Origin of the sequence: Streptomyces sp. NBC_00090, assembly GCF_045160815.1 — a bacterium.
Classification (GTDB): domain Bacteria; phylum Actinomycetota; class Actinomycetes; order Streptomycetales; family Streptomycetaceae; genus Streptomyces.
Map to the genome: position 1 here is coordinate 1,304,331 of NZ_CP108224.1, position 23,794 is coordinate 1,328,124.

Annotated in this window: 19 protein-coding genes and 3 pseudogenes; 7 read left to right on the forward strand and 15 right to left on the reverse strand. The window is 68.3% G+C overall.

What is annotated here, in order from left to right:
• Positions 1-14: 14 nt before the first annotated feature.
• The 7 genes from OG361_RS05655 to OG361_RS05685 form a co-directional block, all read right to left on the reverse strand.
• Positions 15-821 carry an IS5 family transposase gene (locus OG361_RS05655; protein ID WP_405852188.1) on the reverse strand — a complete coding sequence of 269 codons (807 nt, stop codon included), beginning with the start codon at positions 819-821 and terminating at the stop codon, positions 15-17.
• 697 nt (positions 822-1,518) lie between these two features.
• Positions 1,519-2,916 (reverse strand): aminotransferase class III-fold pyridoxal phosphate-dependent enzyme, encoded by a 1,398-nt coding sequence (locus OG361_RS05660; protein ID WP_405852189.1) that lies wholly within the window; start codon positions 2,914-2,916, stop codon positions 1,519-1,521.
• A 234-nt stretch (positions 2,917-3,150) separates the two neighbouring features.
• On the reverse strand, positions 3,151-4,056 hold the full coding sequence (locus tag OG361_RS05665; RefSeq protein WP_405852190.1) for a carbon-nitrogen hydrolase family protein: 906 nt from the start codon (positions 4,054-4,056) through the stop codon (positions 3,151-3,153).
• Complete coding sequence (locus tag OG361_RS05670; protein ID WP_405852192.1) at positions 4,053-4,847, reverse strand: ABC transporter ATP-binding protein; 795 nt, start codon at positions 4,845-4,847, stop codon at positions 4,053-4,055. Before OG361_RS05670 ends, OG361_RS05665 begins: the two co-directional genes overlap by 4 nt.
• The gene (locus OG361_RS05675) at positions 4,844-6,820 is read right to left on the reverse strand and encodes a dipeptide/oligopeptide/nickel ABC transporter permease/ATP-binding protein (RefSeq protein WP_405852194.1); all 1,977 of its coding nucleotides are present in this window, start codon (positions 6,818-6,820) and stop codon (positions 4,844-4,846) included. Before OG361_RS05675 ends, OG361_RS05670 begins: the two co-directional genes overlap by 4 nt.
• The gene (locus OG361_RS05680; protein ID WP_405852195.1) at positions 6,817-7,833 is read right to left on the reverse strand and encodes an ABC transporter permease; all 1,017 of its coding nucleotides are present in this window, start codon (positions 7,831-7,833) and stop codon (positions 6,817-6,819) included. Before OG361_RS05680 ends, OG361_RS05675 begins: the two co-directional genes overlap by 4 nt.
• Positions 7,833-9,416 carry an ABC transporter substrate-binding protein gene (locus OG361_RS05685; RefSeq protein ID WP_405852196.1) on the reverse strand — a complete coding sequence of 528 codons (1,584 nt, stop codon included), beginning with the start codon at positions 9,414-9,416 and terminating at the stop codon, positions 7,833-7,835. The genes OG361_RS05680 and OG361_RS05685 overlap by 1 nt, the downstream gene beginning before the upstream one ends.
• A gap of 131 nt (positions 9,417-9,547) precedes the next feature.
• Between OG361_RS05685 and OG361_RS05690 the strand changes: the two genes are divergently transcribed.
• Together OG361_RS05690 and OG361_RS05695 are read left to right on the forward strand one after the other, a co-directional pair.
• Entirely contained in the window at positions 9,548-10,441 is an 894-nt protein-coding gene (locus tag OG361_RS05690; protein ID WP_405852197.1) for a LysR family transcriptional regulator, read from the forward strand.
• Between the two features lie 799 nt (positions 10,442-11,240).
• Complete coding sequence (locus OG361_RS05695; protein WP_405852199.1) at positions 11,241-13,085, forward strand: hypothetical protein; 1,845 nt, start codon at positions 11,241-11,243, stop codon at positions 13,083-13,085.
• A gap of 71 nt (positions 13,086-13,156) precedes the next feature.
• On the opposite strand, the pseudogene OG361_RS05700 reads toward OG361_RS05695, so the two are convergent.
• Both OG361_RS05700 and OG361_RS05705 read right to left on the reverse strand, forming a co-directional pair.
• Positions 13,157-13,533, reverse strand: a pseudogene (locus OG361_RS05700) (PIN domain-containing protein); the annotation flags it as partial.
• Positions 13,534-13,556: 23 nt separating this feature from the next.
• Positions 13,557-13,784, reverse strand: a pseudogene (locus OG361_RS05705) (hypothetical protein); the annotation flags it as partial.
• A 1,004-nt stretch (positions 13,785-14,788) separates the two neighbouring features.
• On the opposite strand from OG361_RS05705, the pseudogene OG361_RS05710 reads away from it, so the two are divergent.
• A pseudogene (locus tag OG361_RS05710) lies at positions 14,789-15,462 on the forward strand (cation transporter); the annotation flags it as partial.
• A 50-nt stretch (positions 15,463-15,512) separates the two neighbouring features.
• On the opposite strand, the gene OG361_RS05715 reads toward OG361_RS05710, so the two are convergent.
• Genes OG361_RS05715 through OG361_RS05730 form a run of 4 tightly spaced genes read right to left on the reverse strand, consistent with a single transcriptional unit; the run spans position 15,513 to position 18,447 of the window.
• The gene (locus OG361_RS05715; protein WP_405852200.1) at positions 15,513-15,719 is read right to left on the reverse strand and encodes a hypothetical protein; all 207 of its coding nucleotides are present in this window, start codon (positions 15,717-15,719) and stop codon (positions 15,513-15,515) included.
• Entirely contained in the window at positions 15,716-16,174 is a 459-nt protein-coding gene (locus OG361_RS05720; protein WP_405852201.1) for an ATP-binding protein, read from the reverse strand. Before OG361_RS05720 ends, OG361_RS05715 begins: the two co-directional genes overlap by 4 nt.
• Before the next feature lie 27 nt (positions 16,175-16,201).
• Positions 16,202-17,572, reverse strand: a complete 1,371-nt coding sequence (locus tag OG361_RS05725) for an APC family permease (protein WP_405852202.1) — start codon at positions 17,570-17,572, stop codon at positions 16,202-16,204.
• Positions 17,569-18,447 (reverse strand): carbon-nitrogen hydrolase family protein, encoded by an 879-nt coding sequence (locus OG361_RS05730; protein WP_405852203.1) that lies wholly within the window; start codon positions 18,445-18,447, stop codon positions 17,569-17,571. Before OG361_RS05730 ends, OG361_RS05725 begins: the two co-directional genes overlap by 4 nt.
• Before the next feature lie 196 nt (positions 18,448-18,643).
• On the opposite strand from OG361_RS05730, the gene OG361_RS05735 reads away from it, so the two are divergent.
• The 4 genes from OG361_RS05735 to OG361_RS05750 all read left to right on the forward strand — a co-directional run bounded on the left by OG361_RS05735 (position 18,644) and on the right by OG361_RS05750 (position 22,258).
• Entirely contained in the window at positions 18,644-19,018 is a 375-nt protein-coding gene (locus OG361_RS05735; protein ID WP_405852204.1) for a LysR family transcriptional regulator, read from the forward strand.
• A 79-nt stretch (positions 19,019-19,097) separates the two neighbouring features.
• Complete coding sequence (locus OG361_RS05740) at positions 19,098-20,054, forward strand: hypothetical protein (RefSeq protein WP_405852205.1); 957 nt, start codon at positions 19,098-19,100, stop codon at positions 20,052-20,054.
• Positions 20,055-20,751: 697 nt separating this feature from the next.
• Positions 20,752-21,888 (forward strand): ABC transporter substrate-binding protein, encoded by a 1,137-nt coding sequence (locus OG361_RS05745; protein WP_405852207.1) that lies wholly within the window; start codon positions 20,752-20,754, stop codon positions 21,886-21,888.
• 124 nt (positions 21,889-22,012) lie between these two features.
• Positions 22,013-22,258, forward strand: a complete 246-nt coding sequence (locus tag OG361_RS05750) for a tyrosine-type recombinase/integrase (RefSeq protein ID WP_405852208.1) — start codon at positions 22,013-22,015, stop codon at positions 22,256-22,258.
• On the opposite strand, the gene OG361_RS05755 is transcribed toward OG361_RS05750, so the two are convergent.
• Together OG361_RS05755 and OG361_RS05760 are read right to left on the reverse strand one after the other, a co-directional pair.
• Positions 22,219-22,554 (reverse strand): hypothetical protein, encoded by a 336-nt coding sequence (locus OG361_RS05755; RefSeq protein WP_405852210.1) that lies wholly within the window; start codon positions 22,552-22,554, stop codon positions 22,219-22,221. The genes OG361_RS05750 and OG361_RS05755 overlap by 40 nt on opposite strands.
• Before the next feature lie 762 nt (positions 22,555-23,316).
• Entirely contained in the window at positions 23,317-23,760 is a 444-nt protein-coding gene (locus tag OG361_RS05760; RefSeq protein ID WP_405852212.1) for a nuclear transport factor 2 family protein, read from the reverse strand.
• Positions 23,761-23,794: the final 34 nt, after the last annotated feature.

The following is a 23,794-nucleotide window of genomic DNA, read 5'->3' on the forward strand; positions in this document are numbered from 1 at the left end:
TGAATCAGCCTCTTTCATCCTGAATAGCTGCAGGTCAGCAGTGTGTGGACGGCCTGGACGATGGTGCCGATGCGGCGGGTGGAGCATCTGGCTCGGCGAAGCAGTCGCCAGGACTTCAGCTGGGCAAAGGCGCGTTCGCCGGGGGCTCTCAGTCTGGCGTGGTCGCGGTTGAACTGCTGGTACTGCTCTGGCTGTTCGCGGTGGTGGTAGTAGGGGGTGCGAAAAGTGGCGCCGGCGCCCTGGTAGGCACGGTCCGCGAGTACGAGGATCTGCCGGGTGAGGCAGGCCTGCAGGATGCCGTGGGCGCGGGCCGCGGTCAGGTCGTGGGTCCGGCCTGGCGTCGCGCGGGAGAACCACAGCGGTGTGCCGTCGGACCGGGCGATGACCTGCACGTTCATCCCGTGCCTGCGGTGCTTCATCGAGTAGTACGGCTCGTCCGCGTGGATCCGGTCGGTAGGGATCAGGGTGCCGTCAACGATGACATGGTCGCCTTCACCGAGCCCGGTGAGGGCTTCCTGGAGGCCCGGCGCCCAGCCGGCCAGAACGTCCAATGCCTCGTCAACGTAGCGCCAGGCGGTGGCCTGGGATATCCCGAATCCGGCTCCGAGCTGCGAGAACGTCTCGTTCTTGCGCAGATGGACGAGGGTCAGCAGCGCCTGCTGGAAGCAGCCAAGCTTGCGCCAGCGGGTGTTGCGGGCTTGGCGGCGCTCGTACAGCAGCCAGGCGACATGTTCGACGAGCTCATGCGAGACATCGAGCGTGGCAGGATACGGAACCAACAGGGCCCCTTCGGTCGCCGGTGTGATGAGTGGAATCACCACGCCAACGACGAGGGGCCCTGCCTCGTCACCACACCCGCCGACCAGCCCACTTCACCCACCAGCACAGGATGAAAGAGGCTCAATGAGTGTGCATACCACCTGACCAGCCGCGGGTCAGGCGTCCTTCTTCACCGGCTCCAGGATCGCCACGCACTCCACGTGGTGCGTCACAAGAAACAGGTCTACCTAGAGCATGTCGAAGAAAACCGCAGGTCAGCGGCGCGCTGATGGCGAAACGGACACAAGATCAATGTGCACTACGTGCGCTATGGGCGCTACGTGCGACCTCTGACGCACGCCCGAAGGGCAGCTGAGGCATCCCGCAGCCGAGAATCGCGCAGTTTGGCATTCCAAATGCCCTTCTTGCGTCATGGCTGGCTACGACACCGACTACCCGCCCGGTGGCGGCTCCAGTAGCGGTGGCTCCGTCCTTCTGACCGCTGGCATCCTGTGAGCGGGTCGGCAAGCGTGGCGTTTCCGCGCAGCGGCAGATCGAGCGCGACAACCTGGACGAGCTGACCCTCGGCTTCGACAAGACAAACGGCCCCACCGATCCCGCGCGGCGGCCGCCAAGCGGGCCAGGCTGCCCGGTGGTACTCCATCCGATGCCGGCGCGGCCGCCCGAGCGGCGCGCTTGCTGTCCGATCTGAAGTCCACCGGGCTGCACGCGGTCATCGATGCCGGGTGGCTCGGATGGTCAGCGGGCGTGGAGGAAATAGCGGTCCGCATCCGTGAGGGCCTGCCCCAGCAGATCGACGATGTGGTCGAGTTCGTCGCGGGTGGAGATCAGGGGTGGTGCGATCTGCACGACCGGGTCGCCGCGGTCGTCCGCGCGGGCCAGGAGTCCGAGGCCGCGCATGCGTGCGGGAAGGAACTGCTTGACGAGTTCGTCCTGGCGCTCAGGGGTGAAGCGTCGGCCGTCCGCTCCGGCGACGAGTTCGAGGGCCCAGAAGAAGCCGTCGCCGCGTACGTCGCCCACGATGCTCAGATCGGTCAGTTCGGCGAGCCGCTTGTGGAGGTGGCCGGTCAGGCCGCGGACGTTGTCCAGCACGCCGTCTCGTTCGAAGATGTCGAGGTTGGTCAGGGCGGTGGCGGCGGCGACCGGATGCCCGGCGAAGGTCAGCCCGTGCAGGAGGGTCACGCCGTCGTTGAAGAAGGGCGCGGAGACGTTGTCGGACACCAGGACGGCGCCGAGCGTGGCGTAGGACGAGGTGAGGCCCTTGGCTGTGGTGATCATGTCGGGGATCGCACCGTACTTGGTCACGGCGAAGTATTCGCCGATGCGGCCGAAACCGGTGATGACCTCGTCGGCGACCAGGAGGAAGCCGTACTGGTCCGCCATCGCCCGTAGCCCTGCCCAGTAGCCCGCCGGAGGCGTGAGGCAGCCTCCGGAGTTCTGCACGGGTTCGGCGATGAGCATGGCCACGTTCTCCGGGCCGGCCTCCAGCACCGCCGCTTCGGTTTCGGCCAGCAGCCGCCGGGTGAAGGCGTCCTCGTCGGTGTCGGTGGTGCGGTAGCGGTTGGTGTTGGGTGCGTGGGTGACCTCGAAGGCTGGTGCGCCGAAGGGTTCCTTGAGCGCCGGGATTCCCGTGAGCGCGAGGGCGCCCATGGTCAGGCCGTGGTAGGCGGTGCGGCGGGCGATGGCTTTGGTGCGCTGAGGCTGGCCTTGGGCGACGTGGTACATGCGGGCGAGTTTCCACGCGGACTCCACGGACTCCGAGCCGCCGGAGGTGAAGAACACGCGGTTGATGCCGTCGGGTGCCAGAGCGGCAAGCCGCTCGGCCAGCTCGATGGCGGCGGGGTGCGCGGTGTTCCACAAGGTGCTGAACGGCAGGCGGTTGAGCTGCTGTTCGGCCGTCTTGGCGAACTCGGGGCCGTAGGAGTAGCCGAGCTGTGCGCAGAACAGGGCGGACAGGCCGTCGATATAGCGGGTTCCAGTCGTGTCGTAGACGTAGACGCCGTCGGCCCGGTCGGGCAGGAACATTCCCTGACCGTTGCGCAGGCTCGCGTGTTGGCCGAAGTGCAGGAGCAGGTGTTTGCCGGCTGCTTCGCGCAGCCGGTCGGCCTGGTGTGTGGTGGCGGGGTGGTCGGGCATGGTGTTCTCCGGGGAGGTCGGCGGGCACATGAGGGGCAGACTGCAGGCCCGGCGGAGCGACTGGGCGGACCCAGGCGCAATGGGCGGCAGCATTTTGTGAGCAGCTGCCGACCGCTGGAGCGGTATCTGAACGGCGGCTCCGAGAGGGCTCGGCAGCGGAGACTCGGCGCCCGCTGCGGAGCCAGGGCGTCAGGCGCCGGGCTGTCGGTCGCGACCGCGGGACCGCTGGGTGTCTCAGGCTCCTGTCGATCCGGCCCGGGCGGGATGCAGCGAGCCGAGTCCGGCCATGATCTGGCCCTTGTCGTAGCCCTCGGTGGCGGGCGGGAAGGGGGGCGGGGCGTCGCGCAGCTGCTTCCACAGGGGGTTCAGGCCGAGGGTGCCGCGTTCACGGGTGGTGGCCACGAGGTCGAGGTCGAGGTGGAAGGTGAGGAACTCCTCGCCTGCGCCGCCCTGGGCCAGCACGCGGCCTTCGGGATCGGTGGCGATGCTGCGGCCGGTGCCGAAGACGCCGCCGATGTTCGGGTTGAGAACGTACACCTGGTTGGTGATGGCGTTGGCGCGAGCGAGGACCAGTTCCTGTTCGCGGTCGGAAGTGCGGGTGTAGGTGGGCTGGATGATGACCTCGGCGCCCATCCAGGCGAGGGTGCGGGAGATCTCCGGTACCCAGCCGTCGTAGCAGATCGCCAGGCCGAAGCGGCCCACCTGGGGGATGTCGAAGGTGACGTAGGTGTCGCCGGGCACGGAGGTCTCGTACGGCATCCAGGGGAAGATCTTGCGGTACGAGGCCACCACTTCACCCTGCGGGGAAATGGCGACGGCCGTGTTGTGGACGCCCTTGGCCGACCGCTCCGGGATGCTGCCGGGGACGATCCACAGCCCGGTGTCGGCCGCGAGCCGGCACACCGCGTCGGTGGTGGGGCCCGGGATCGGTTCGGCGAGGCGGTCGAGGTAGCCGGCCGGATGGCGGGCGTCGAAGCTGCCGAAGGCGCTCAGGTACAGCTCGGGGAAGACCACCAGGTCGATGGACGGGGAGAGGGCTTTGAGGGAGCGCACCTCGCGGCTGAACTTCGCGAATGTGGCCTGGGGGTCACCGGTCACGGGTGCGACCTGGGCGAGGGCGACGCCGAGGATTCGGCTCACTGGAGGGCTCCTTGTGCGGTGGCGGCTGCGGGTGTGCTCGGCGGGGTGTCGTCCGGTGGGCGGAGCCCGGGGACGGCGTCGAGCAGCCGGCGGGTGTAGGGGTGCTGGGGGGAGTCCAGGACCTGGGCGGTGGGCCCGGTCTCGACGAGTTCGCCGCGCAGCATGACGCTGACCCGGTCCGCGATGTGCCGGACCACGCCCAGGTCGTGGGTGATGAGGAGGAAGGCGAGGTCGCTGTGCTCGCGCAGGTCGAGCAGCAGGTTGAGGATCTGGGCCTGGACGGAGACGTCGAGGGCGGAGGTGGGTTCGTCAAGGACCAGCAGCGAGGGCCCGACGGCGAGGGCGCGGGCGATGGCGACGCGCTGGCACTGGCCGCCGGAGAGCTGGTGGGGGTAGCGGGTGAGGACGGTGGCGGGAAGGCCGACGCGGGCGAGTTCCGCGGTGGCGTCGGTCACGGGGCGGCCGGCCTCGCGCAGTGGTTCGGCGATGAGTTGCCGGATGGTCATCCGGGGGTTGAGTGCGGCGTAGGGGTTCTGGAAGACGATCTGTACCTGGTGGCGCAGCCGCCGCAGCTCCTTGCGGCGCAGCCCGGTGAGCGGGCGGCCCGCGATGTGCACGGTGCCGGAGGTGGGCTGGATCAGGCCCAGCACGCAGCGCGCGAGGGTGGTCTTTCCCGAGCCCGATTCGCCTACCAGCGCGTGTACTTCTCCTGCGGTGATGTTGAGGTCGACGCCGGCGACGGCGGTGTGCGAGCCGAAGGTCTTGACGAGCTGCTGTACGTCGAGGATCACGCGGGGACTCCCTTCGGCTGGGTGAGGTGGCAGGCGCTGGCCCGCGCTCCGGCGGCGTTGAGAGGCGGCGGTGTGGCGCATGCCTCGGTGGTGTGGGCACAGCGGTCGGCGAAGGGGCAGCCGGTGAGGAGGTCGGGGCGGTCAGGCACGCTGCCGGGGATGGAGGGCAGCGCTTTGCCGGGGGCGGCCCGGTCGGGGAGGGCGGCGAGCAGGGCGCGGGTGTAGGGGTGGTCCGGGGTGTCCAGTACGTCGGCCACCGGTCCTGATTCGACGACCTGACCGGCGTAGAGCACGTACATCCGGGTGCACAGTTCGCGGACCTCGCCCAGGTTGTGGGTGATGTACAGGACTCCGAAGCCGTGCTCGGCCTGCAGGCGGCGCAGCAGGGAGCGGATCTCCTTGGCCACGGTGACGTCCAGGGCGGTGGTCGGTTCGTCGGCGATGAGCAGATCGGGCCGGCACAGCAGAGCGGCGGCGATCATGACGCGCTGCAGCATGCCGCCGGAGAGCTGGTGGGGGTAGGAGCGTGTGACGCGCTCGGCGTCCAGGCCCACTTCCGTCAGTGCGGTGCTCACCTGCTGGGCCGCTTCGCTCCGGGTGCCGCCCTGGTGGAGGCGTACCAGGCGGTCGAGTTGGCGGCCGAGCGGGGTGACGGGGTCGAAGGAGGCGGCGGGGTTCTGGAAGACCATGGCCACCTTCCGGCCGCGGATCGTGTGGAAGCCGGCGGCCCGCAGGTCCTGGCCCTGGAGCCGGATGGCGCCGGAGGTTTCGGCTCCGGCGGGGAGCATGCCGAGGACACTGAGGGCGGTCAGGGACTTGCCGCAGCCGCTCTCGCCGACCACCCCCACGACCTCGCCCGCGCGCACGCGGAGGGAGACGTCGCGTACGACGGCGGCGTCGCCGATGGTGACGCGCAGCCGGGAGATCTCCAGCAGGGGTGCAGTCTGACCGTCTGCGCGCTGCTTGCCCGGGCCGGGCGCGGTCTCGTCCTCAGTGGCCGGCAGGGGGCTCGCCGCGTCGGTGTCCTTCCCCTCCGGCCGGCGCCGCAACAGAGCGGCGGCCTGCCCGGCCAGTGTGCGCAGGCCACGGCGCGCGGCGGCGGAGCGGGCTTCCGTGCGTGGGTCGAACACGTCACGCAGAGCGTCGCCGAAGAGGTTGAAGGCCAGCACGGTGAGGAGGATCGCCAGGCCCGGGAAGAGCGCCGCCCACCAGTGGGTCTGGAGGTCGCCGCGGGCCTCGGCGACCATCAGGCCCCAGTCCGCCTGCGGCGGGCGGGTGCCCAGGCCGAGGAAGGCCAGTGACCCGGCGGCCAGGATCACGGTGCCGATGTCGACGGTGGCCTGCACCAGAATCGGTGAGACGGCGTTGCGCAGGATATGCCGGACCATGACGACTCGGTCCTTGAGCCCCAGGGCGCGCGCTCCCTCGACGAAGGGCCGCTCACGCATGGATGCGGTGATGCCCTGGACCAGCCGGGTGTACCAGGGCCACCAGGCGATGGCCAGCGCGAGGGCGGCGTGCTCCAGGCCGGGGCCGAGGGTGGCGACGATGGCCATGGCGAGCAGCAGGGGCGGGAAGGCCAGGAACATGTCGCACAGCCGCATGATCGCCTCGCCCACGCGCCCGCCGCGGAAGCCTGCGATCAGTCCCAGCGGGACGCCCACCAGCACGGCGAGCCCGACCACGAGGAGCGGGACGGTCAGCGCCGGCCGGGCACCGTAGATGATGCGGCTGAGCACGTCGCGGCCGAGGTTGTCGGTGCCGAGCAGGTGGCCGGCGCCGGGTGGCAGGTGGCGGGCGGCGACCTCGGCGGCTCCGGCGCCCTGATCAGGGTGCGGGGCGAGCCAGGGGGTGAGCAGGGCGGCGGCGACCAGGGCCGCGAGCAGCACCAGGCCGAGGACGGCGAGCGGGTCGCGGAGCAGGGCGGTGAAGCGGGCGCTGCGCGGTGGGATGGTCTGCGGGCTGTGGCTCATGCCGGCCTCACTCGCGGGTCGAGGCGCGCGTGGACGAGGTCCACCGCGAGGTTGACGAGGACGTAGGCGACGGCGCCGATGAGGGTGACGCCCATGACCGCCGGGTAGTCCAGGCTCAGCAGGCCGGAGGAGGCGTACTGGCCGAGGCCCGGCCAGTCGAAGACCACTTCGACGAAGAACGCGCCGGTCAGGGCGTAGGCGGCGGTCAGGCCGAGCACCGTGACGGTGGGTGGGAGGGCGTTGCGCAGGGCGACGCGCCAGACGAGGGTGCGTTCGGGGACGCCGTAGGCGCGGCCGACGCGGATGTGGTCTTGCTGGAGCGCCTCCAGCATGCTGGTGCGGGTCATGCGGGCCACTACGCCGAGCGGGTAGGCGGCCAGTGTGAGGGCCGGCAGGATCAGGTGCGCCGAGGCGCTCGCCAGCGCCACCCCGTTGCCGGTGAGCAGCGCGTCCACCGTGTTCAGTCCGGTGATCGAGTGGATCGGGGCGGTGAACTCCAGGTCGCTGTCGATGCGTCCGGTGGGCGGCAGGAGTCCCAGGCGGCCGAAGACCAGCAGCTGGAGCAGCAGCCCGAGCCAGAAGGCGGGCACCGATACGCCCGCGATGGACAGCAGCCGCACCGCCTGGTCGATCAGCCTGCCGGGCCGCACCGCGGCTATGCAGCCGAGCGTGACGCCCAGCACCAGCGCCACCGCCATGGCGGCGCCGACTAGTTCGAGGGTGGCGGGCAGCCGGTCGCCGAGCTCGCCGAGGACCGGCTGCTTGGTGGCGATGGAGGTGCCCCAGTCCCCGGTCAGCACATTGCGCAGATACGACAGGTACTGCACCGGCAGCGGCTGGTCGAGGCCGAGGGCGTGTGTCACCCGTTCTACTTCCTCGGGCGTCGCCTTGGCGCCGACGTAGGTGAGGGCGGGGTTGGAGGGGATCACCCGGGCTATGACGAAGGTGATCGCGCTGACCCCGAGCAGGACGAGCAGGGAGCCCCGCAGTCGGCGCAGTAGGAAGCGCGGCATCAGCTGGCTCCGCGGTGCAGCTGGTGGAACGGGATGGAGAAGGAGTAGTTCGGGTTGCAGGCGAAGCCCTTGACCTCGCTGTTCATCACGACGGGGGTGCGCATGTCGTAGAGGAACGCGCCGGGGGCCTGCTCCAGCAGCCGGCGCTGCGCCTTGCCGTACAGAGCGGCGGCCTTGTCCTGGTCGGTGGCGGTGTGGGTGCCGGCCTCGTCGACGAGCTTGTCGTACGTGGCGTCCTTCCAGTAGCTGAGGTTGAAGAACGGCTTGTCGCTGCTGCGGAAGAGCGAGACCAGGTTGTCCGAGCCGGCGTCGGAATAGGTCGGCCAGTACATCAGCAGGAAGATGTCCTGCGCCTTGGCCGGGTCCGCCTTGGCCTTCTCCCACTGCTGGTTGAACAGGATCGGCTGCAGTTCGACCGACACGCCCACCTTGGCGAAGGAGTCCTTGATCAGCGGGGCGTACTTGGCCTGCTGTGCGTTCTCCGCCGCGTAGCTGAGGGTCAGCTTCAGGCCCTTGCCGCCCTCGTATCCGGCCTCTGTGAGCAGCCGACGGGCGGCCTCCAGGTCGTACGGCGTCTGCGGCAGCTGCTCGTCGTAGGGGAAGGCCCCGGCCGGTACGGCGCCGCGAGCGCGGGCGCCGAAGCCTTCGGCGCCCACCTTGACGATGTCGTCGTACGGGATTGCCTGCGCCAGCGCCCGGCGTACCTTCACGTTCTTCAGCGGGCCCTTGGTGGTGTTGAAGAAGGCCGTGTGGCTCTGGAAGGTGGGACACTCGGTGACGGTGTAGCGCTTGTCCTTCTTGAACCGGGCGACGTTCTCCAGTGGCAGCGCGGCGGCGTAGTCGACCTGGCCGGACTGGAGCATCTGTTCCTGCGCGGTCGGCTCGGCGGTGATCCTGGCGACGACCGTGCGGTAGCGCTCGCCCTTCCAGCCGCCCCAGTACTTGTCGTACGCCTTGAGTACGACCCTCTTCTTGGCCTGGTACTCCGAGACCCGGTACGGGCCGGTGCCTGCGTCAACGCCCTTGGCGAAGTAGTCCTCGCCCCTGGCCAGGGCCTTGGGGCTGACGATCCACGCCCCGTACATGGACGAGGCGATCATGTCGACCGGGGCGGCGCTCTTCAGCTTGAGCACGACCGTGTGCTCGTCCGGTGTCTCGATGGTGTCCAGCGCCGACCAGATGAAGGCTGCGCCGCCGTCCTTGGCGGAGGCTTCCAGGGACGCCTTGACCGCCGCGGCGTTCATCGGCTCGCCGTCGTGGAAGGTGACCCCCTTGCGCAAATGGAAGGTCCACGTCTTGGCGTCGGCGGAGGACGACCAGCGCTCGGCGAGGGCGGGGCGGAAGCGCTCCTTCGAGCCGGGCGGGTTCATCCACAGCAGCGGCTCGTAGACGTTGCTGAGGTAGTAGACCTCGGTGGAGAAGGACTTCACCGGATTCCAGGTCGTCACCTCGGCGGTGGTTGCCACATTGAGGATCTGCCCGGTGCCGCTGTCGGTGCCGCTGTCGCTACCGCTGCAGGCGGACGCGAGCAGACCGCAGGCCACCAGAGCGGCGGCGGCGGGTGTTCTTCGGGACGTGGCCATGAGTTCGCTCCTCGGGAAGGCGCATTCGCCGGCTGTTCACAGTGAGGCAACAATGGGCCGGGTGAGCTATAACCTCAAATACTTGATGGGATTGACTTTCATGCCTGTGAGGCATGGGTTGGAGGTTCGCTGTGGAGCTGAGGGTGCTGCGCTACTTCCTGGCGGTCGTCGAGAGCGGCTCGGTGACCAGGGCGGCAGCCGAAGTCCATATCGCCCAGCCCTCGCTCTCCCGCCAACTGCGTGGACTTGAGGCGTCCCTGGGAGTGACACTGTTCGACCGCACGGGCAATCGGATGGAACTCACGGCGGCGGGCCGCCGATTCCTGCCCCTCGCCCGGGACTTGGTGACCCGCGCCGACACCGCCCTCGCCGCGGCCGGCTCGCTGGCGTCCGGGCGGGCGATGCGGCTCACTGTGGCGGCCCCCGCCACCACCATCACCGATGTGATCGCCCCGTTCCTGGCCACCTGGGGTCCAGAGGATCCCCTGGTCACGGTGCAGGCGGAGAGCCCGGTACGCGCCTACCAGGCCCTCACCCGGGGCGCCGACGTGGCGATCTCCTCAGCCCCGCCGCGCCACCGCTACGCCGGGCTGGCCGTAGCCCGGCTGCCGCTGTGGGCCTATGTGCCGCCCTCACACCCCTGGGCAGGCGGGGACCGGGTCACCATCCAGGAGCTGACCGGTGAGCCGCTGATCGTCCTCACCCTCGCGCACGGCACCCGCCGCATCCTGGACCAGGCGGTACAGGACGCGGGCAGTTCCCTCGACATCGTCCTGGAGTGCGACACCCCGCAGGTCGCCCAGGCGATGACCGCCTCCGGTCACGGCATCGCCGTCGTCTCCGACGACCCCCGCTTCGGTCTGCACCCACTGCTGATCATCGACCGGCACGGGGAGCCCCTGCAGATCCGGCTGCACGCGGCCTGGGACGCCGGCCACTACGCGCTGCGCACCATCGAGTCCTTCGCCACCGGCCTGGCCCGTTTCTGCGTCGAGCAGTACGGGCCGCAGGCAGCGGGGAGCTGAACCTGCCGGCATTGGGCCGGTCTGGCACGAAAGCCATTCAGGAGTCGTGGCCGGCTCGGGACGGTGTCTGGTCCAACCGGTCCCGCGACAGAGGGAGACGGCCGGACCGGAACACGGCGCGCTGCTCGCAGACCCATCGCTCGACCTGATCCACGGATTCCGGCACGCGCTCGTTCATGGTGTCGAGCAGGTGGGTGCACCATCGCCGGTCGTCGGCGCTCCACCCCGTCCAGCGGTGCCGGGCCCATACAGAGCCGGCTGCCGTCGATGACGGCGTCGGTTCGGCATCGGGAATCCTCCGCCTGCTTGCTGTGCCAGGCGGCCCAGCCGAGGCCGGCACCAACCACCGGAACGTCCCCGCGACCCTCGCACGGTGAGCCTGCTCAGGAGGTCGACGTCCCGGTCCTGGTACTCCAGCGCACGACGCACCCGCCTCTCGGTCATGCGGTTGCGCCACCGGCGGTCGGCGCCTTCCGGCACACCGAGCTTGTCGAAGACATGCCCGGCGAGCCGCCCAGCCGCTTGCCGACCCCGTAGGCCGGCGTGGTCTCGCCCGGACAGCTGGACCCGGCGATTCGAGCAGCATCCGACCTGGGTGGCAGGTCAGCTGTGGCGTTCTCGGCAAGTTCACGCAGACCTGGCTTCTCGTCTACCGCCCCGGCGATGCGGCGCACTCCGCCGGAGAACCTGCCCCGATGCTTTTGAGACACCGTGGCCAGTCCTGACAGGCATTGGACAGCTCTCGCTGCGCGCACCCACCATGCCGCAACAACAGACCCCGCCCGGAAGAGGGACATCCATGACCTCCAGTCCGCCCACCCGCCGCCCACGCGCCATGCGATGTCTTGCGACGGCCACGGCACTGCTCACCGTGCTGCTCGCCGGCGTGTTCACCGCTCCATCCCCCGCGCTCGCCGAAAGCGCGGCCCCCGTGCCGGGCGACCCGCTCACCGGCAACGGCGCCGTGCCCCGCACGGTCCTCACCGCGTCCCAGCTCTCCAGCGCCACCCCCACCGACACCGTCGTAGACAGCGCCTTCGCCCTGCCCGCCGAGGCGGCCCCGCCCGCACACACCTTCGAGGGCACTCTGACCCTCAACGGCACCGCCACGGCCGGCGGCTACCGCAAGCTGAAGGACCCCAACCGCTACTCCCGCACCGAGGCCACCAAGCACCTCCCCCCGTTCAGCGCCACCCTCGTACAGAACGGCAGCCACCTCATCCCCACCGTGCGCGGGCTGCGCTACACCGGGAACGCCTCCTGGAACCTCGCCGTGGGAGCAGGCCGGGCCTGGCAGGAAGACGGCGACGGCGGCCGCACGCGCGCCGCGCTGCCCTTCGCACTGGTCGAACGGAACGCCAACTGCGTGCACAACGGGGTGCTCTCCTTCCTCTTCGACGCATCCTCCATCTCCCAGGTCCGCTACCAGATCACCGCGGAAACCTGCGCCTACCACCAGTTCGACATGTGGGGCCAGGTGGCCGCCACCTACCAGCCGGGCACCGTTCCCGATGGCGAAGCCGCACGCGCCGCCTACGCGGCCGAGGTCGCAGGCCGGCTGCCCACCAAACCCATCGCGCAGCTCGCCACCGACCACCCCGGCGCCGGCGTGGACACCTCGAAGTTCGGCGCGGGAATCACCCCCACCGCGCTCAGCACCTACGGCTTCTACTACGACGGCGTGAACTACGTCGGCGGCTGCCAGACCAGGCGGGGCCAGTACCCGTTCTGCGGGCAGATGCTGCTGCCCTCCTACTCCACCGCCAAGTCCGCCTTCGCCGGCACCGCCCTGCTCCGGCTCGCCCAGCGCTACGGCACCGGTGTCGCGGACCAGCGCCTGACCGACCTGATACCGGAAACCGCCGGGAAGAGCGCCTGGTCGAATGTCACCGTCGACCACGCCCTGGACATGACCACCGGCAACTACACCTCGGCGCTCTACGAGACCGACGAGTCGGGCAGCACCATGACCGACTTCTTCCTCGCCGAGCCCTACGCCACCAAGATGGACAAGGCGCTGTCCTTCCCACGCAAGGCCACCCCGGGCAGCAAGTGGGTCTACCACTCCTCCGACACCTTCCTGGCGGCCCGCGCCATGAACAACTACTACCGGAGCAAGGCAGGTTCCGGCGCGGACCTGTTCCACATGCTCCGCGACGAGGTCCTCACCCCGATCGGCATCAGCCCGGACGCCCGCATCTCCTCCCGTACGGACAACAGCGCGGCCGGTGTCCCCTTCGGCGGGTACGGGATGTTCTGGACCAAGGACGATGTCGCCAAGTTCGCCAAGTTCCTGAACAACGATGCCGGCGTGGTGGCCGGCACTCAGGTGCTGCACCCGGGCCTGCTGGCCGACTCCATGCAGCAGAACCCGTCAGAACGCGGCGCCACCACGACCGGCAGCACACCGATGCGCTACCAGAACGGCTTCTGGGGCCGGGAGTTCACGGCCGCAGACAACCCCGCCTACACCGAGCCGTTCCACGTACCGTTCATGTCCGGATACGGAGGCATCACCGTCGCGATGATGCCCAACGGCTCCACGTACTACTACTTCAGCGACAACAACGAATTCTCCTGGATCGCGGCAGTATCCGAGTCCAACAAGCTCGCCCCCATGGCCTCACTGCAGAGTCCTTCCTGATCGACGACGCCACCGTCCGCGTGAACTGACTGAACACCTCCGGTCAAGGGGCGGACGCCGAGCTCAGACAGCTTGATCGATACGCGGTCGCCGCACAGTTTCGACCAGTCGTCGCGGTCGAAGGCCGCGTTCCAGTGGAGCTGCGGAGCGGAGCGCCATCGCGGCCACGAGTGCGTCGATGGCGTACTCGTGGCCGTGCAGGCCGCCGGCATCACTCAGCAGCTGCACCGCGGTGAGGCTGTCCCCCTGGGTGACGTCATGGACCTGAAGCCGGGAGAGCACTCAGCGCAGCCGGGTGGTACCTGTCTTCCCGAAGACGGCCTCCACCACCGTCAGGGCCGACACGAGGACGGGGACGCCTACGCGCCGGGCGGCCTCGATCCGGATGACCATCTGTCGGTCGTTGCGCAGGAGCAGCGACCGACAGCGCATGGGAGTCCAGAACCAGGGACCTGGCCGCGGCTCCCTTCCTGCGGCGCTGTCGCCGGATGCGTACGGCGCCGGTGCGTCACCGAACAGGTCGCGTTGCCCGGCCTGAACTTCGGTCTCGCTCAGCGGTTCGTGCTCGGCTTCGCAGGAAGCCACAATCTCGGCGAGGCCGTCCATCGCCGGCTGGGGCCGGACTGCTGCGGTCACGTAGGCGGACACGCCGCGCTTGCCGGTGCGCGTGCGCAGAGCACCGAGGAGTTCCGAGGGCATCGAGACGGAGATGTTCGGCAACACCTTCTCGGCAGACCAGCCTTCGTGGTGCCTGGCCGGGAAGACCCGCATACGGGTCCGCGAGCGGGGTGGACTGCGGCTCACAGCCGCCGAGCCCGGAGTCCTCGTCTTCTTCCGGGCGCCGTACCCATGGCAGGTTCCCGCTCCAGCCAGTCTCAGCAGTCCGGTGATGTCGTCTGCCTGGCCGTCGTCGCGTACGTCCTGGCGTGCTCCACGGCATGGACCGGGAACGGCGGGTCCAGAACTACCTCATCGGCCTGTACCACTGCGCCGACCTGTCGACCGAGGAACTCTGGCTCGGCGAGTAAGACCAGCAGTCTGAGCAGCGCCCCAGTCTCTCCCCGAGGCTGGGGCGCCTCTTCGTGCACGCCGGCATCACTGGTCGGTGCAGGACGCGCATATGGTCATGGTCAGAAGCTACTTCGAGGGGAAATCCGGACTGTTCGCTGCGCTGGTGGCAGTGCTAGCGATCGTCGGTGGTCTCTTTGGCAGCGTGCTGGGGCGAAGATTCAGGCGAATGGTGGTCGGGATCAGGCGAGGGCGGCTCGCGATGCGAGCATAGATATCCGCCGAGGCTCAATACGTGGCTGTCCTCTGGTCTGTCAGGCAGGCTCAGGCGGCCGACTTCATTCAGTCCATCCACGCGTCGCATAGCGAGCAGGTACTGCACTCCCGGCGCGCGACCGTTCTGTCCTGGCTCGGCTGGTGCCGGGAGCGCGGCTACGACGGTTCCGGCGTCCCGGCCTGGGCCAAGCGGCTGGCGGTGCCGGACTCCGAGACCCCGGCCCGCTCGCGCATGACGATCGACGACGTGCTGGAGCTGGGGGGCCGGGCACGGCCGCGACCCGCTGTTTCTTCGCCCACGAAGGCTTCACCGACCAGGCAACCGACTTCAGCCCCGTCGGGCTGGAGCAGCTGAGTGACGTCGCCCGCTCCCAGGGCGTCGAGGAGCGGATGACCACCGCGGTGCACGACGTGCGCGAGCCGCTGGCGCTGGCGCTGCCGGGACGATCGCCTCCTCCACCGCGCGGATCGGCTTCGGCCTGGACTCGGTCATCGAGGTCTCCTCCGCCACCGCCGCGGCCTGGCGGTTCTCCGCCCGCGACCACGCGGTACGCGAGGCACGGGAGAAGCGCACGCTGCGGATCATCGCGATCTCGTTCTTCGTACTTGCCTCGTATGTCACCGTCGACGCCGCCCGCGCGCTGGCTGGCACCGGCGAGGCGAACGCTCCATCCCCGGCATCGTCATCGCCGCCCCATCCCTGGGCGTGATGCCGTTCCTGTCCGTCGCCCAGCGCAAGGCCGGACGGGAACTCGGCTCCGCCAGCGCGGTCGCCGACTTCGAGCAGACCCTGCTGTGCGCCTACCTGTCCGCAGTCCACCTGCTCGGCCTGGTCCTCAACGCCACCCTCGGCTGGTCCTGGGCCGACCCCATCGCCGCCCTGGTCATCGCCGCCATCGCAATCAAGGAAGGCCGCGACGCCTGGCAGGGCAAGGGCTGCTGCGCGACACCGGCCGCCGCCGCGGTAGCGCCGGCCGCCGGCGGGGAGACGGATCCAGCTCCTCCACGTAGAGGATCTCCTGCGTTTGCTGGAACTGGTGGTGAATGTGCCGACCGGCGTAGGCATGCGGTGCCGAGCCGACCTTGCTGCTGACGAGAAGGCCGTTGCTCGGGTACTCGTGCAAGAGTCGGCGCAGCATGCGTTCAGTTCGACGGGCGCCGTAGGAGTGCTGCGGTGTCCAGGAGGTTGGCACCGAGCTCGACGGCGCGGCGCAGGCCATCGAGGAAGCGCCCGTCCTCCGTCTCTGACTCAGTGCCCTGTGACAGTCCGATGGCTCCGCAGTTGACGCCGAGCGGATGGACGAAGAATCGTCGGCCGAGATGGCGTCGCGTGAGGTCGAGAGGGGTCATCGACGAGGGCCTGCTGGAAGGGTGAGGATAGCGATGACGATCTTTCCGTTCTCGGTCTCCTCGACCGACCAGGCACTGGCAAGGCTGTCCACGATGAACAGGCCGCGCCCGCTTGCAGCCACCGTCCCTTCGTCAACGGATGAGTTCGAAGGTCGGACAGGGACGGCAGTGATGTCGTCCCCGCGGTCAACGACGCCCAACGCCGCACCGAACTCGTAGACCTCAACCCTTATGAGGACCGCACCGCAGCTGTGCTGGATGGCGTTGGCGATGAGCTCGCTGGCCACCAGCATGGCGTCGAAGAGCTGATCCTCCGCCTTGCCGTCCAGGACGTCGGCCAGGACGGTACGGGCGGCGCGCTGCGGAGCATCGTGTCCGTCGAGCACCACATCACGGTGGAGCAACAGGTCTCCGAGGCTTCGGTCATGCACCATTTCGGCAGTTGTCGGGGGCATCCTCGTCTCCTCGCATCGGGAGGGGAGCTACGCGGTGACTCGGTCCGTGGCCGCGGTGTCATCGTCGAAGGTCGTCTCCGGCGCGGGCCGGCGGAAGCCCTTGGTCAGGACGGCCAGGTAGACGACGCCGATCGCCAGCCAGACGCCACCGATCTGGAGTGCGACGTCACCGAGCCTCGTGAGCAGGTAGAGGGAAACGCCGACGCCGATGGCCGGCATCACCAGGTACGAGAAGAGGTTGAGGGTGCGGCCGTGTCTGCGCTCTCGGACCAGGTGGGCGATCACGCAGACGTTCACCAGGGCGAAGCCGAGGAAGGCGCCGAAGTTGATGAATGAGGTGGCTGTGGTCAGGTCGAGTTTCAAGGCGATGACACCGGCGGCCGCGGTCAGCAGCAGGTTCAAGACGGGCATGCCGGTCTTCCCCGACAGCTTGCCGAAGACGGCCTTGGGCAGTGCGCCGTCGCGTCCCATGACATACATGAGGCGGGCAGCGGAGGCTTGCAGGGCGATACAGGAGGCGATGGATCCGGCGATGGTGACGAAGTTGATGATCTCGGCGTACGTCTCGCCGCCGACCTGGACTTTCAGGTGATAGGCGGCCGCGTCGACGTCGACGAACTTCGCGCCGGGGTGGACCAGTTGCATCACGAAGGACAGCACGATGAAGATCGCTCCGGCGGCAATGACACAGCCGATGATGCCGCGGCCGATCGTCCTCGCCCCGCCCCTGGCCTCCTCGCCCAGCGTGGAGACGGCGTCGAAGCCGAGGAAGGAGTACGCGGCGATGGCGGCGGCCGCAGTGACCGCGCCGATCGAAGTGCCGGAGTTCCACAGAGCGTCCGTGGCGGGGGCGGAGGAGCCGTGCTTGCCGAGGAAGACGACACACAGGGTGGCGAAGAGGACCAGCGACCCCAGAGCGATGAACATCAGGACCTTGTTGACGCGGTCCGCGAGCTTCATGCCGAAGACGTTGATGGCAGTGGTGATGCCCACCGAGACGATCAGCCAGACCCACTTGGGTATCTCAGGGAACTGGGCGTTGAAGTAGATCGCCGTGATCAGCCAGCCGACCATCGGGATGAAGAAGTAGTCGAGCAGCATGACCCAGCCGGACAGGAAACCGATGCGGCTGTCGAGCATCTTGCGGGCGTAGGTGTAGACCGACCCGGCGCCGGGCACGGCGCGCGCCATCTTCGCGTAGCTCAGTCCCGTGAGCAGCATCGCGAGGGTGGCGAGGGCGAACGCGGTCGGGGCCACGCCTCCGCTGGTGGCGGCGACCACGCCGAAGATTGTGACGACGATGCCAGGGGAGATGTAGGCCAGGCCGAACAGGACGACGGAGAAGAGGCTCAGGTCGCCCTTCAGTCTCATGGTCTTCCCAGTGGTCGCGCTGTTCATCGTCGTGGCTCCTCGGTGGTGCGGGCGGGGTTCCAGGTGGCGGGGTCGATGCGGCCCCCGTACAGCGGGAGCTCGAGGGCTGGGTCGCCGGGGCGGAATTGGTCCCAGATCCGGTTGAGACCAGCGGTGCCGTAGCGGCGGACGTTGCTGACTTCGTCGAGGTCGATCACGTCGGTGAGGGTGGAGTCACTGGCATCGACGGTTTCGGCGCGCACCGTGCCCTGGGGATCGATGACGAGGCTGCGGCCGATCCCGGAGGGAGCAGCGGAATTGACGCTGGCGACGAAGACCTGATTGGTGATGGCGTTGGCGCGGCTGAGCACGACTTCCTGCGCGCGGTCGCTCGTCGACGTGCGGACCACGTTGACGATCAGCTCTGCGCCCATCCAGGCCAGATGGCGGGAGATCTCCGGGAACCAGGTGTCGTAGCAGATGGACAGCCCGATGCGGCCGACCCCGGCGAGGTCGACGACCTCGAACCGGTTGCCGGGTGTGGTCGTCTCGTACGGGCGCCACGGACAGATCTTGCGGTACGCGGCGAGGCGCTCACCCCGTGGTGAATAGACCGGTGTCGTGTTGTGGACGCGGTCGCCGGTGCCTCGCTCGTAGACGCTGCCAGGTACCAGCCAGATGCCCAGATCCCCCGCGAGCTCGGCGAAAGCCGCATCGCGTTTGCCGTCGAGCGGCTCGGCCCCCTCCTCCGGGGAGGCCGGGACGCCGGGGGCGCTCTCGCCGAGGTGAAGTTCGGGGTAGACGACGAGGGCGCCGGGTGCGTGCAGTTTCACGCGCCGCTCCACGTCGGCGGCAAAGCCTGCGAGGTCGTCGGCCGGGCGGCCGGGCGCCTGGGCGAGGATCAGGGGCAGGGGGCGGGCCATGGGGGAACACCAGCCAATCGAAGGCACTATTTTACGAGGAGAAGTCGACGGAGATTCGGGCGTCGGTAACCAAAAATTCCTGTGAAATAAGAATGCAACCAGTCAGCCATAGCCTCAAATACTTGGAAGGGCTGATTGTCATGCCTTCGAGGCATGAAGGCGTCATGCCTCCTCTGCCTCCCGAGGGACCACCGCCATGGAAATCCGAGTGCTGCACTACTTCCTGACCATCGCGGAGACCGGTTCCGTCACCAAGGCGGCCGAGGTGGTCCGCGTCGCCCAGCCCTCGCTGTCGCGCCAGCTGCGCGGCCTGGAAAGGGCCTGGGGGATGACACTCTTCGACCGCGGCGGCAAGCAGATGGCCCTTGACGGCGGCCGGCCAGCGCTTCCTTCCCCTGGCCACGCCCCGGTCGCCCGCGCGGATGCCGCCGAGGCCGCAGTCGGTGCGCTGGCCGCCGGTCGTCCCATGCGGATCACCGTGGCGGCGCCGCCCACCACCATCGCCGACGCGATCGCGCCGTTCCTGGCCATCCGGGGCCGGATGCACCCGCCTCACCGTACCGAAAGGTAACGACTGGATTGCGGGGTGTAATCGGTAACGATTTCGGTGCACACCTTGCGTCACGGCTCGTGACCTCTAGCCTCCGTGCATGGCATTTCTCTCAAGTCGCCGCAGACGGGCACGTCTCGTCCTGGAGCTCGACGACGCTGCCCTCAGCCGACTGCTGAAGTCCCTCCAGGCGACGACAAGTACGGGCGCGATCGCGACAACGGACCTGTACATGGCCCAGATATCCCGTTTCCTGGATCAGAGCCGGGCCGACTGGGACCGCCGCACCCACCAGCTCTCCGTGCTGGCGAACCGCCTGTCCGAATCGCACGGGCCCCGTGCCTGGGCAACTCGTGAGCCGCGCAACGCGAGCGCGCTCGTCCTCTCCGCATGGGCGCAGCTCGAACGCGGACGCTCCCGAGGGCGTCTGGAGGACGCGGCCGGCATCGCCGACAGTTGTCTGCGCGCCGCCGAACTGGCGCCGGAGGACCCCACTCCCTGGGTGGTCCTGTTGGGTCTGTCACGGCTGGAGCGCCGCAGTCAGCCGGAGGTGTTCGGCCTGTGGAACGAGGTACTGACCCGCGACCGCTGGAACCGCGAGGCGTATCTGGGCATGCTGCGCTATCTGGGGCCGGAGGAGATGGGATCGCGCGTCCAGGTACTGGACTTCGTCGACGCGGTCCGCGCCCACATACCCGCGAACGCCCCCTGCGCGGCCACCGAGCTCACCGCCCAGGTTCTGCAGTACCACTCCGTCCTCACCCGGGGCGGAGTCGAGGCGCTGATGGCACGCAGCCACTGGTCCCACGCATCGGCCGCCCAGGCCCTCGACCGTGCGGCACACGCCTGGGCCCAGCCCGGGTTCTTCCATCACGCGGCGGCCCTCGCCGACCTGAACCTGCTGGCCTACGCGCTGATGGCCGCCGAGCGTCGCGGCGAGGCCCGTCCGGTCTTCGAGGCGATCAACGGTACGGTCGCGGCCTGGCCTTGGAGCGTCGGAGGCGACCCGGTGTCCGAGTTCGAGAAGGCGCGGAGCAGAAGCGGGACCGGCGTGTGAGTTGCGGGGACCCCCACCCCTCGGCTTGGAGGACCGGACAGCTCTTGACGGCAGAGCAACGTGGGAGGGGGACGCCAACCGCGGATGATGTGCCCGGCCTCGGGGGTCCTTCTGGCCATGGGTGACGTCAAACGTGACGTCACGGTGCCGCTGGCCGTCCTGCGTCCTTCGATCTCGCCGGGAGTGCCGGCAGGAGTTGAGTAGCGGGATCTTCCGTTGCTGGGAGACACCCGGCGCCGTTCTCCCCTGCATCGGCCGCTACCGCAGTCCTGCCATGCTGTGGCACGACCAGACCAAGGTCGGCAACTGCAACAAGGGCTTCCGCATCCCCGAGCCCGTGTACCAGCGTCTCGACGCCCGCCGAACCAAGACACTCCAGCTCTTTTTGAAGCCGTATCTCAACCGATCTTGGAACGCGTGGATCGAACGGAGTTCCTGGTCGGGTGACCTTCCGGATTCTCGCCCTCTACGGCATCACATGATCAAACCGGACGACTCAGGCACTCGCCGGGGCCCTGGGGGAAACCCCGCCTGAGCGGCGGCTGAGTTACTATGTTTTCCAGGATCTCCGCATTTGCTGCGTCGACACAATACGCCACTCACAGCGACGGGCCACACGAGACGCCCCGAGTGACGACCCGTTTCTTGATGATACCGGTTATCGGATTCATCGCCGTTCCTCGCCCCTGGAACGCCCGTGACCGCACTGCATGCCCGAGCAACCGCCCTCTTCGGCTGCCTTGCCCTCTCGGCACTGGCCCTGACTTCCTGCGGCCCGGGCCCCACCGACACACCCGAGAAGCCATCGGTGGCCACATCCGCCGCGAACGTAGGCGGCATGGACGCACTGATCGCCGCCGCTAAACAGGAGGGCAAGCTCAATCTGATGGGGCTCCCACGCGACTGGGCCGGCTATGGAGCTCTGATCGATGGATTCGAGAAAAAATACGGGATCAATGTGAGCGACGAGAACCCGTGGTGGGCTACAGTCTCGGACCAGATTAACGGTGTGAAGAGCCGGAAAGGCCAGGCCAACGCCCTCGACGTGATCGGAGCCGATGCCGCGTCCATGCGGGCGGCAGCTCGTCAGCACCTACTAGCCCCGTACAGGGTCGCCGCGTACAACGTGATCCCGAATAACCAGAAGGACCCGAATGCCCGCTGGACTAACAGCTACGGCGGCTACATCTCCATCGGCTGCGACGCCACCCGCGTTGAGAAGTGTCCCCAGACTTTCGCCGATCTGCTGAAGCCTCGGTACAAAGGTAAAGTCTCGGTCACCGACCCCACCAGATGGATTCCCGGGTTCGCCACTGTTTACGCAGCGGCCCTTGCGAACAACGGCTCGTTCGACGACATCAACCCCGGTCTTGACTTCTTCGCCAAGCTCAAGAAGATGGGTAACGTTAATTCTATCCCGCTTTCCGTAGCCACGATCGAAAACGGTCAAACACCCATCTCAATCGGCTTCGATTTCGCAAATCTAACCTACACCGGCGAGCTGCTTAGTGAGGGCGTGAAATGGCGAGTCTCCATCCCCTTGGACGGCAGCTTCGCCCAGTACTATGCGCAGGGAATCAATAGGGACGCCCCGCACCCAGCGGCCGCGCGCCTGTGGCTGGAGTGGCTCCTCAGTCCCGAGGGTCAGAACCTCCGGCTCGACGGTTACGCTCGCCCGGTGCTGATGGACGTTATGGAGAAGAACGGCACCCTCGATAAGGTCGCCGCATCAAAGCTGCCGACTGTCGAGGGCACGCCCGAGTTTCCCACAGACGCGCAGATCGAGAAGGCTAGAGCAGCAATCATTCGAGACTGGGTGAAGACCGGGGTGTAACCCTGCAGGAAGGCAGGCGCGACCCTACGCCGCGTCTCCAACACCCCTGACAGGTCCTTAAAAAGCGCTACAGCCGCATTCCAGCGGCTGTCGAACACCCCGGCCTGGCCTTGTTCCCTTCCCGATGCGCAACCTCAATGGCCGTCAGCCGATCCCCTACGGACACCTCAACGAGCGTTTCAGGGCCTGGGTCGCCAGCCTCAACCTCGGCGACGCGTACGTCGCCCACCAAGCCCGCCACGCCCTGCCCACCAACCTGCTGCGCGCCGGCGCCACGCTCACCCACATCCGCCCCCACCTGGGCCAGCTCTCCGGACGCATGACCGTGCACTACGTGAAGATCGCCAACAGCGCCTCGAAGACGTCCTGAACACCGTCTGGGTCGCCGGGGCCCGGCGCCCCCAACCCAGGCAAACTCCTCTCCGGCGCCCCCATGGACCGCGAGAGGCCCTCGCGCTGGCCCTGGTCCGCTTCTACGTACGCGACCAGGACCAGAGTGCCTAGGGCCGTCGGCACGTACAAGATCCGGACGCCATCCTCGCGGTGTCCACGGATCGCGCCATGCTTCGAGAGGCCGCCGATCTCGGGATTCCTGGAGATGGCCACCAGCGCGAGGTCCAGCCGGAGGCGCTCGGCTTCCGTCATCTTCTCGATCTGCTCTTGCACCCTAACTAGCGTCACGGAACGTCAGCACCGAGAAGCGGACGTGCAGGGGCAGCCAACAGCTCGGCAGCCAGTGCCCCGGCCACTTCAAGGTGTCCACCGCGATACAGCTGAGGACTCCGCCCGGCAGTCGCCAATCACGCATGACGCCCCATCAGGAACCGCGCGTCCGTGCGTCAAACGTGCGTCACGTGCGTCAGATATCGCACCTAACGCACGTAACCCCCATAACGCACACTCGGAGAAACGCCAGGTCAGCGACCCTTTTCAGCAGGCTCAAGGATCGCGACGCACTCGACATGCTGGGTCATCGAAAACATGTCACGTCGCGCCGACGTGAGAGAACGTGCAGGTCGGACCGGGTTTTGCGGTCCCGCCAGGAGGCTGTCGGACACCCGGAGCGTCATATGAGCGTCACAGATGCCAAGCGGTGAGGCCGTACTCCGCCCTGCTGGGAGGCAGCACCCCAGCTGTCGCGCTCGGCGCAGCTGGGGACGTAAGTGCCCGTTGTGTCCTTGCGCGCGCATGAGGCACTGGGCCGGCGGATGGCAGGCTCGTCCAGCGCCGCAGCCTGCTGGGCTGCGTGCCGTGGGCTGCCAGTGCTCACAGGCGCCGTCCACCCTCGCGCGTCGCGACGGCCCACCCCCCAGGCCAGTTCCTTGGCGTGGGGCCGGTTGACGGAGGTCATCGGCCTGCTCGCCGCCCGCATCCACTGCCTGGAGCGGCCCGGAAGGGCCCCACACGGGCGTGAGCCGTGCTCAAGAGTCAGCCTCGGGCGAGCGTCGGCAGGATCTCCTTCCAGCCGAGTTCGCCGCCGGCGGCCTCCATCACCAACCAGGGATTCCAGAAGTCGCGGTAGAGCGCGATCCGGCCCTGCTCGAAGCGCACCACCGAGAGGTAGGTCTGGTGGTACTGGCCTCCCGTGGCCAGCAGTGTGCACTCTCCGGTGAAGCCGGCCACGACCAGACCGTCGCCGGCAGCGTAGAACTCGGGCTCGGAAAACTCGACTTTCAGTTCCTTACGGAACATCGTCATCTGAGCGAGCAGCGCTTCGCGGCCCTGCATACGGGACGGGACGCCATAGGCCGGGTACGGAAATTCGAGGACACCGTCCTCGGCGAAGAGGTCGATCCATTCCTCGATCCTCTTCTCAGTCAGCAGGCGCAGACTGTGCGTGAACAGGTCCTTCAGTTCCTGAGGTGTGGCCATACCGATGTTCCTCCTGTTGTGATGTCGTTCGCGC